11 protein-coding genes are annotated in these 8,939 nt (G+C 71.1%); 5 read left to right on the top strand and 6 right to left on the bottom strand.

Annotation, left to right across the window (positions count from 1 at the left end):
* Positions 1–194: 194 nt before the first annotated feature.
* On the top strand, positions 195–2,894 hold the full coding sequence (locus tag ACIBEA_RS41890; RefSeq protein ID WP_399269338.1) for a Helicase associated domain protein: 2,700 nt from the start codon (positions 195–197) through the stop codon (positions 2,892–2,894).
* A 316-nt stretch (positions 2,895–3,210) separates the two neighbouring features.
* Here ACIBEA_RS41890 and ACIBEA_RS41885 read toward each other — a convergent pair whose 3' ends face one another.
* Both ACIBEA_RS41885 and ACIBEA_RS41880 read right to left on the bottom strand, forming a co-directional pair.
* On the bottom strand, positions 3,211–3,369 hold the full coding sequence (locus ACIBEA_RS41885) for a hypothetical protein (protein ID WP_399269336.1): 159 nt from the start codon (positions 3,367–3,369) through the stop codon (positions 3,211–3,213).
* A gap of 54 nt (positions 3,370–3,423) precedes the next feature.
* On the bottom strand, positions 3,424–4,212 hold the full coding sequence (locus tag ACIBEA_RS41880; RefSeq protein WP_399269334.1) for a hypothetical protein: 789 nt from the start codon (positions 4,210–4,212) through the stop codon (positions 3,424–3,426).
* Between the two features lie 308 nt (positions 4,213–4,520).
* Here ACIBEA_RS41880 and ACIBEA_RS41875 point away from each other — a divergent pair, with 308 nt between their 5' ends.
* Together ACIBEA_RS41875 and ACIBEA_RS41870 are read left to right on the top strand one after the other, a co-directional pair.
* Positions 4,521–4,802, top strand: a complete 282-nt coding sequence (locus ACIBEA_RS41875; RefSeq protein ID WP_399269333.1) for a hypothetical protein — start codon at positions 4,521–4,523, stop codon at positions 4,800–4,802.
* The gene (locus ACIBEA_RS41870; RefSeq protein WP_399269331.1) at positions 4,799–5,041 is read left to right on the top strand and encodes a type II toxin-antitoxin system RelE/ParE family toxin; all 243 of its coding nucleotides are present in this window, start codon (positions 4,799–4,801) and stop codon (positions 5,039–5,041) included. The genes ACIBEA_RS41875 and ACIBEA_RS41870 overlap by 4 nt, the downstream gene beginning before the upstream one ends.
* Before the next feature lie 43 nt (positions 5,042–5,084).
* On the opposite strand, the gene ACIBEA_RS41865 is transcribed toward ACIBEA_RS41870, so the two are convergent.
* The 3 genes from ACIBEA_RS41865 to ACIBEA_RS41855 all read right to left on the bottom strand — a co-directional run bounded on the left by ACIBEA_RS41865 (position 5,085) and on the right by ACIBEA_RS41855 (position 6,243).
* Complete coding sequence (locus tag ACIBEA_RS41865) at positions 5,085–5,312, bottom strand: hypothetical protein (protein WP_399269329.1); 228 nt, start codon at positions 5,310–5,312, stop codon at positions 5,085–5,087.
* A gap of 95 nt (positions 5,313–5,407) precedes the next feature.
* Positions 5,408–5,704, bottom strand: a complete 297-nt coding sequence (locus tag ACIBEA_RS41860; RefSeq protein ID WP_399269327.1) for a helix-turn-helix domain-containing protein — start codon at positions 5,702–5,704, stop codon at positions 5,408–5,410.
* Between the two features lie 389 nt (positions 5,705–6,093).
* Positions 6,094–6,243 (bottom strand): hypothetical protein, encoded by a 150-nt coding sequence (locus ACIBEA_RS41855; RefSeq protein WP_399269325.1) that lies wholly within the window; start codon positions 6,241–6,243, stop codon positions 6,094–6,096.
* Here ACIBEA_RS41855 and ACIBEA_RS41850 point away from each other — a divergent pair.
* Positions 6,242–6,421 (top strand): hypothetical protein, encoded by a 180-nt coding sequence (locus tag ACIBEA_RS41850; RefSeq protein ID WP_399269323.1) that lies wholly within the window; start codon positions 6,242–6,244, stop codon positions 6,419–6,421. The two genes, ACIBEA_RS41855 and ACIBEA_RS41850, sit on opposite strands and share 2 nt — an antisense overlap.
* A gap of 31 nt (positions 6,422–6,452) precedes the next feature.
* Here the strand turns inward: ACIBEA_RS41850 and ACIBEA_RS41845 are convergent, their stop codons facing one another.
* Positions 6,453–7,853 (bottom strand): hypothetical protein, encoded by a 1,401-nt coding sequence (locus ACIBEA_RS41845; RefSeq protein WP_399269321.1) that lies wholly within the window; start codon positions 7,851–7,853, stop codon positions 6,453–6,455.
* 730 nt (positions 7,854–8,583) lie between these two features.
* On the opposite strand from ACIBEA_RS41845, the gene ACIBEA_RS41840 reads away from it, so the two are divergent.
* The gene (locus ACIBEA_RS41840) at positions 8,584–8,916 is read left to right on the top strand and encodes a DUF6233 domain-containing protein (RefSeq protein ID WP_399269319.1); all 333 of its coding nucleotides are present in this window, start codon (positions 8,584–8,586) and stop codon (positions 8,914–8,916) included.
* The last annotated feature ends 23 nt before the right edge of the window (positions 8,917–8,939 follow it).

Raw genomic sequence — 8,939 nt, 5'->3', positions numbered from 1 at the left:
TCCCCCGCGAGTCGTTTCGGGCTTCGCCCTCACGACTCGAAAGATGGCCACCAAGGAGCGGAGGTGCTCGAACGGGTGAGGTTCACCGTAGCACCTGCATCAGCTAGATGCAGCATGTAGCCTTGGCGGAAGCAGGGCGGTTCCGGGGTGACCACCGGGCCGGCGTCCGTGGGTGTGTGGCGAGAGGGGATCGCATGTCTGGCGTTCAGCTTCGGGAACACCAACTGGAAGCAACTGCGCGGATCCGTAAATGGGCCGGGCCTCATGCCCGCCACGATATCCCGGCCCGGGGTGCCCGGGCCACCCTGGTGTCGGCAACGGGGTCGGGAAAGACGATTACGGCTGCTTCCGCCGCGCTGGAGAACTTCGGCGGGGGGCGGATCCTGGTGACCGTGCCCACGCTGGACCTGCTCGTGCAGACCGCCCAGGCATGGCGCCGGGTGGGGCACCGGGCGCCGATGGTCGCCGTGTGCTCGCTGGAGGGTGACGACGTCCTCAAGGGGCTTCGGGTGCGGACCACCACGAACCCGATCCAGCTATCTCTGTGGGCGGGTGCGGGGCCGGTGGTGGTGTTCGCCACGTACGCCTCGTTGGTGGACCGGGAGGATTGGAGCGGGCAGAGGATCCGGGGGCCGCTGGAGACCGCCCTGGCCGGCGGGGAACAGCTCTTCGGTCAGGAGATGGCCCCCTTCGACCTCGCCGTGGTGGACGAAGCCCACGGAACCGCGGGGGATTTGGGGCGCCCCTGGGCCGCGATCCATGACCAGGCACGTATTCCGGCCGCTTTCCGACTGTACCTCACTGCGACCCCCCGAATTCTTGCCGCCCCCCGCCCTCAAAAGGATGCCTTGGGGCGGGAAATGGATATTGCGTCGATGGTGTCCGACGCGGACGGCCCGTACGGTGAATGGATTTACGAACTAGGTTTGGCCGAAGCAATCGAGCGGGAAATCCTCGCCGGATTTGAAATCGACGTGCTGGAGATCCGGGATCCAGAACGCATTCTCGGTCTGTCCGAGGAATCCATGCGCGGGCGTCGTCTGGCGCTGCTGCAAACCGCGCTGCTGGAGCACGCCGCCGCGCTGAACCTGCGCACGGTGATGACGTTCCATCACCGTGTGGAGGAGGCAGAGGCGTTCGCCGCGAAGATCCCTGCCACCGCCGCCAAGCTGTACGCCACGGACGCCCCCGACGCCGCCCTGACCGCCGCGAAACAGCTCCCCGAGTCGAGCATCAAGGCCGAGCCGTACGAGTTGGAGGCGGACCGGCACGTCCCCGCGGACCGCGTCTGGGCGCAGTGGCTGTGTGGGGAGCACGCGGTCGCGCGGCGGCGCCGGGTCGTGGCGCAGTTCGCGAACGGCATCGACGCGGACGGGCGCCGGGTACACCGGGCGTTCCTCGCGTCCGTGCGGGTCCTCGGTGAGGGCGTCGACATCGTGGGCGAGCGAGGGGTCGACGCGGTCTGTTTCGCGGACACCCGCGGCTCTCAGGTGGAGATCGTCCAGAACATCGGGCGGGCGCTGCGCCCGAATCCGGACGGGACCGCGAAGATCGCCCGGATCATCGTCCCCGTCTTCCTGGACTCCGGGGAAGACCCGAAGGACATGGTGGCGTCCGCCTCGTATGCGCCCCTCGTCGCGGTCTTGAACGGGCTCCGCTCGCACTCCGAGCACCTTGTCGAACAGCTCGCTTCCCGGGCCCTGTCGCGCAGCGTCGACAAGCGGACCGTGCTGCGGGACACGGACGGCCGGATCGTCAGCAACGGCGGGGGCCAGGGCAACGGCGAGGAGCAGGACCAGGAGGAGGCCGACGCGCGCGCCGGGATCGAGTCCGCGCTGCTGCACTTCTCCAGCCCGCGCGATCCGGCGACCATCGCGGCGTTCCTGCGGACCCGCGTCTACCGGCCCGAATCGCTGGTGTGGCTGGAGGGCTACCAGGCCCTACGCCGCTGGCGCGCCGAGCACGAGATCACCGTCCCGTACGCGGTCCCCTACGACACCGTGACCACGGCCGGGATCACCACCACCTACCCTCTCGGCCGGTGGGTCCACCAGCAGCGCAAAGCGCGGCGGGCCGGTGACCTCGATAAGCACCGCGTCGAACAGCTCGACGCCGAGGGCATGGTGTGGGAACCGGGGGACGAAGCGTGGGAGATCAAGCTGGCCGTGCTGCGCAGCTACCACCGCGCCCACGGGCACCTCGCCCCCCGACAGGACGCCGCGTGGGGGCAGGGAGAAACCGCGGTCGCGGTCGGGCAGCTCCTCGCGAACCTGCGGCGGCCCGACGGCCTCGGGAAAGACAAGAAGACCGCGACCACCCGGGCCGAGCAACTTGCGGCCATTGACGCTGACTGGCGGTGCCCGTGGCCGCTCGACTGGCAACGACACCACCGCGTCCTCGCCCAACTCGCCCACGACGAACCCGGCAGCCGGCTCCCCACCATCGAACCCGGAGTACTCCTCGACGGAGACGACCTCGGGCGCTGGATCCGCCAGCAGCAACGCAACTGGGCACAACTGGACCCCGAGCAGCAAAGCCGACTGACCGCCCTCGGCATCAAACCCGCCGAACAGCCCTCTCCGGCCCCCGCAGCACGGCGCGGGACGGACCGGGAGAACAAGGCGCAGCAGGCGTTCCAGCGCGGTCTGACCGCCCTCACACAGTGGGTAGAACGCGAGGGTGACCGTGCCGTGCCGCGGGCGCACACAGAGCACGTCCCCGACGTCGACGTCGACGTCGACGTCGACGTCGACGTCGACGTCGACGGGCAGGACCAGGACGACGGCGTCCCCGTCCGGCTCGGCGTATGGATCACCAACACCAAGGCCCGACGCGACCGGCTCAGCCCCGAACAGCGCGCCGCGCTTCGGGCACTCGGCATGAGCTGGGCCTGATCCACGTCCCCGGCGCGCGGGGAGACCGCGCGGCCCCCGCCGCTCCGAGGAGCGGCGGGGGCCGGTGGGCGGTCCGGTCGTACTGCCCCAGAACGCGCTGGGCGCCGGGCCTCACCCGCACACCCATGCCGGCGCGGACTACCCCCAGCCTAGTCCGCGACCGCGCCCCGCACACGTCCAGCACGGGTGGCAACCCGCCCGAGACCCGTACGGGATTCGGGGCCGATGATCTCCCTGTGCGGCGTATCCGTGGCAGCCCCACACGAGCGGGGCCCTGGATCCCGATCCAGGGCCCCGATCACGCGTTACAGCTCGGCTACCAGTCGTACCGCTCGTCCGGATCGCGCTGCTCGCACTGGCAGTCGCCGGAGTGCTGCGCGTCCCACTGCGAGAGGATCGGATAGCCCTCCCCGTCCTCACCGAGCACCCGGTACTCCATCAGGTGACCGGTGGATGCCGTCGTGATCACGCTCACTGTGTGCTCCTCTTCCTGGACTCACACGGACACGTCCCCCTCGTACGGGGTCCCTCACTGACTCTTGCGGATGGTCCCCACGGTCACGTGGCTCACGCCGAGGAGTTCAGCGATACGGCGGTCCGACAGGCCCAACCGTGCAGCCCTTTGAACCGTCTCGGGCCGACTGGCGACCGCTTCCGCGATCGCTTCCAACTCGGCTTCGACCTCCTCGCGCGCTTCGGTCACCAACTCCTCCCGGAGCCTCTCCAGGTAGGTGTCCAGACCGGGGCAGACCGCGGTGGGGTGGTCCAGCCCCATGCACCCGGACAGGTTTTCGAGAATGCTCGCCTCGATCTCGGCGAGCCGCTCGTCGGTAGTCTCCGCCGTGATGCCGTGCTCGCTGACCTCGTCCCCGTTGGTCGCGGCCTCCAGGCTCCACTCCTGGACGATGTCGGCATTCTGGTCATCCGGCGCGTCCTCCGGGTACCGGCCGGCGATCAGAGCCGCGATCTCGGAATCCGCCGCCGCGGCATCCTCGCCCAGGACCGCGATCACGTTCTCGGTGGCATTCAGACCGGTCGTCCAGTCATCCAGCATCCGCTGAGCCAGCGGCGCGACCTCCCGCAGCAGAGCGTTGGCCGCCCGTCCCGTCAGCGGCGGAATCGACCACTGGTGATCAAATCCCAGCAGCACCGCCCGCGGCACCGCGTTGGGGCTCACCTCGCTGCTGTATCTGGCGGACAGCACCCCGAACTCCAAACTCAACTCGACATAGCAGGGCTGCGCCTCGGACTCCCGAGCAAAGTGCGCGTGCAGCTCAGTGTCCCCAACGTGCCGGATCTCCAACTCGGACTCACCCACGGTGCACTCCGTTTCGCCAAGGCGAGGACCATCCCCGCCACCGGTAAGAAACTTACCATAGGGTGGTAAGTTTCTTACCACCCCGAACGGGTCCGACTCGGAACGGGAACGGGTCGCGGTTCCCCTTGCCGCAACGGGGCAGTCCCCCCGCACCGCCCTGGAACACGCCACCCAGAACACCCCAACGGGCCCCGACGAGACCCTTACCCGACCCCGCAGTCACCGGGCGCTCCATTCGACGCCGATGATCTGCCTGTCCGGCGTACCGTGGCAGCAGGACCCCCGTTCCCGGGCAGAGGCAGGCAGGCATGGGCGACATCACCACCGCGACATGGACCACCCACGTCCACGGCGTGCACACCGAGGTACCCGCCACCATCGACAGCATCCGCGCCGCACTCCCCGCCGAGCAGCACGCCGCTTTCGACGCGGAGATCGGCTCGACCCCCGCCGAGGAACTCCACCTCGTGCTCGTCGGCTGGGCACTGACGACCACCGCAGCCGCCGTTGAGGATCAGGAAGTACTGGCACGACTTCGCCGCGGCGAAACCGTCGGCCGGCCCGTCGACCCCGAAGCAGGGGCCGCGTGAGCGGATACCGGATCGCGTACGCCCCCGCCGCCGAAGCATCCCTGGGCGCCATGGACACCCCCACCCGCGAAGCCTTCACCAAAGCGCTCGCGGTGCTCGCCCGGGACCCCTACGCCGCCGGGACCGCGATCGGCGGGGACCGCGACCACCGCCAAGCCGTCATCGGCCCCGCCATCGCCGTCTACTACGTCTCCGGCCCCGGGGTCATGACCGTGACCGTGGTCCGCATCGTCCACTGAGCCGGGCCAGGGCGGGGCGCACCGTGATCATCCGGCCGCCGCCTCACCCGGCGGTCTGCTCGATCGCCCTGGCGATGGAGTCGGCCAGATCCTCCGACTCGAACTCGTCCCCCACGTCGTCTCGGAACGCCTCGATCCGATCCGTGAGCGTCTGTACGAACGCCTCGAAATCGATGATCACGGCACCGCTCGGCGCGACGATCCCGCCCACCGTGCCCGTGCTCGCGCCCGCCTCATCGACGTCTTCAGGTCCGCCCCACTGCGTGTCCATCCAGCACCACCCCATTCGCTACGCGCACCACACGGCGCCCCACCAGCCTAGGAGATCCGGCACCCCACCCTCCCGCGCGCCCATCCACCACACCCCTACGGGGTGATCGTCATCTGCAACCCGCCGACCGTGTCCGCGCGGCGACGAGCGGGCAGGCACCGCACCGCATGGTCGACCCCGCAGAACAGATCGGACACCGGGATCCCGTAGTGCGCGGAGAGGCGATCGAGGTCGGCGAGCGTCCACGAGGAACCCCCCGTCGACCCGGACTGCTTGCGGGACACCTGACCCTGACTCAGCCGCAGGCCCTGGCCGAGATCGGCCTGCGACTCCCCCGTCGCGTACATCAGAGCAGCAACCGTCAGCCGCAAGAGGGCCTCTGAACTGGCCATATGGGCAACTCCCATCAAATATTCACTGGTTGCATACAGGGTAGCCCGGGCGGCGCCGGTGGGGAGGGAAAACCGGCCGACTAGGCGCGGGCCGGGCCCTACCGGGCGAGCGGCTCGACCGTGGCCCCGTCGATCTGCTGGCCAGCCTCGGCAGCATGCACGGAACAGGCTGTGATCACGCCGCCCACCCGGTCCGTGACCTGATGGGTCACCAGCTCCGCGCACGGCTGGTCCAGCCGGTCATACGGCCAACGACGGCCACACCCAGGGAAGTCGCACCAGCTCACCCCGGCGCTCGCGGTCAGGGTCGGGCCGTGATCAGGGCAGATCCCCCACGGAATAGCGCACAACGGCGCCACGTCCGGGACTGCATCCGGATCCAGCACCGCCTACGCCCCCTCGGCCCGGCCGAGGGCGTACACGAGCGCCCACGCCAGCGAATCCGCGTCCAGGTCCGCCTGCTCATCACGCGTCATACCCCGCAGTGTGCCCGCCCCGCCGCCCGCACCGCTCCGCCCACCGACGAAACTGATCAGCATGACCCGCCGCACCCTGGGCACTGGCCCCCACCCCACAACCACCCCCGAACCCGCAGCACTTCGCGGACGACTCCCCGCCGAACACGCCGCCCCCGCCCCCGCGCCCGAGGACCCCGCGGCGCCCCGCAGCACCGGCCGCCGCGCCCTCGGCACCGGCACCCCCCGAGACGGCCGCTGAACGACCGCCCCGGGCGGGCACGGGGCGCCGGTCAGACCGACGTCCCCACGGTCAGAGCGCGGACGCGGTCCGCGCAGTACACCCCGCCCTCGATGTGCTCCTCCATCGCCCCGCCAGCAGCCGGGCCGTGGTCCGGGCACCCCCACCGCGGGGTGACACCCCCGCAGTCATGCCCGGTGCACCCGCACTCCGCGCCCGCGCCCGCCGCGGCGTCCTCGGGCAGATCCACGTGGTGCACGACTCCCCCACTCCGAGCAGCAGTGCCCCGCATGCTCGCAGGCCAGGCCAGCGTGATCCGCAGGCCGCCCGCCCCCGACCGGTAGCTCTCGACCAGTCGCACCCGGCTCAGCACCGCCAGCGGCGACGTCCCGGGCGCGGTCAGCCGCTCCACCGACACCCCGAACTCCCCCGCACCCTCCAGCAGGGCCCCGAGCGCGTCGGCGTCCGCGTCCGTCGACCAGCCGGACAACTCGTCCTCTGCATCGGCGACGTCGGCGAGGACGACGTGCGGGTCATCGAGCTGGAGCCGGACCGTGCGGTACCCGGCGCCGACCAGGACCAGCGACGCCGACGGCATCGCCACGGGGATCTCGATCTTGTCGTGGGCGAGCAGCCATCCGACCGCCGCCGCCCGATCGAAGAGCGGGCGCAGCTCCGTGCCACCGGCCGGTGCGGGGAAGTCGGGGTGACGGCGGCGCCAGGTCACCGCCGCGGACCGACCGACCCGGGCCATCCGCGCGACCTCGCCCAGCTGCACCCAATCCCGTCCCGGGACCACCGGAGTCAGAGACGCCAGCGGGGACCGGCTCCCAGCGCGGGCCGCGCGCACCGCCCGCCAGTCCACCAGCGGGCGCGCCACCTGGAGCAGGGCAACGTCCTCGGCCGAGTACAGGGTGATCGTGGTGACGCCGCCCTGACGCTTGTAGTCGACGTCCACCGAGCCGATCGGCCGGACCCACCCGAGCCCCACCACGGCGTCGAAGTCGAGCCGGCGGACGCCGAGCCGTACCGCGGCCTGGTCCGGGCCGAGCGGCACGTGCCGGTCCAGGACGGCCGGGAGGTCCCGGCGACGAGCCAGTGCCGCTACCTGATCGGGGTGCACGTCCGGGTAGGCCGGCTCCCCGCCGAGGTAGACCAGCAGACCCGCCCGGACCAGATGCCCGACCGCCGCCGCAGTCACCCGCGGACGACACCGCAACGGCACCCCGAGCGCCTGCGTCAGCTGGTCCGCGGCCCCCCGCGCGCCCACGCTGCGCAGCGCCGCCCGGACCCTTTCCGCGTCGACCGCCTCCACCACCGCCCGCGACCACCGCCCCGGACCCGCGTCCGCCCCCGGGACAAGGCCCGAGCCGGTCGCCCACCGCCACGCCGCCACCGACACCCGCAAGCGGCCCGCCGCCTGCTGCTCGTCGTAGAACTCCCGCACCACCATCTGAATCGCACTCCAAACACACAGCGACAACCCGGCCATCGGATCGATGCCGGAAAGATGACGAAAGATCCTGTTTGTTGTCAAGAGCCCCTTTTCTGGGGCGAGTTGGGGGTGCACCGCACAAACCGCGTACGCGTACACGAGGGCCCGCGTCACCCGAACGGGTGGCGCGGGGCGCGCTGGCAGCCGTACGGCATACCCGGGCGCCGATTCCCGTGTTGGCCTGTGCGTGATCTCCAAGGCCATTCAGCAGGGGACCGGGCGTCACCGTCGGACCGACGGCGAGCCTCAGCAACCGTGTCAGCACTGCCGACCGGGGGAGTTCGAGCGGCACTCCCAGGGGTGCCGACCGCCATACCGCTCGCACCGGCGACCCCGTCCAGACGACCCGACGGCGGACGAGACGACGACGTCGATGACCCCGGCCGGGGTGGTCGACATGGAGGAGTGGAGACGTCGGCGCGCCAGATCGTGAGGCCGACGCCGACCCGCGCGGCAGCTAGGCAATTTATTCGAACATGTGCGCTACTGGAGGGAGGTAGTCCGCACCGCCGAGGAGCACACCGTGAGCACCCCCGCCAGACCCCAGGTCGCTACCTGGCCCCCCAGCCAAACCGGCCCCTGCGCCACCTGCGGCGCCCCCACATGCCGCTACGGAGCCCCAAACGCCAACCCCCTGTGCCCGAGCTGCCGCGCCGCACGCGCAGCGCTCTACGGCGGGCGCTGAGCCGTGACCGTCCTACCCCCGGACGCGGACCGACTCCGCACCGTGGTCACCTACCTGCGCGCCGAACTGACCCGCGCGGAGCGCGCACTCCTGGTCGCCGAGCAGGAAGAAGAGACAGCGGCGCGGCGGCGAACGCCGCGGGAACCGCCCGCGTGGCTGGTCGAGCACGGGATCGGGGTCGGGCGACCGCCCACTCAGGTCCACGCCGGAGACTGCTGGGCCACCGGCAAGAGGTGCGTCCCCGCGACCGCCGAGCAGCTGCGCGAACTCCTCGCCCGCGGTGTCCCCGGCTGCATCCACTGCCGGCCGGACACCGCGCTCGGAGTGCTGGAGTGAGCGGGCGCCCGCAGGGTGGGGGC

Source organism: Streptomyces sp. NPDC051555 (assembly GCF_044454405.1).
Taxonomy (GTDB): domain Bacteria; phylum Actinomycetota; class Actinomycetes; order Streptomycetales; family Streptomycetaceae; genus Streptomyces.
This window is presented reverse-complemented; position numbering and strand designations above follow the sequence as displayed.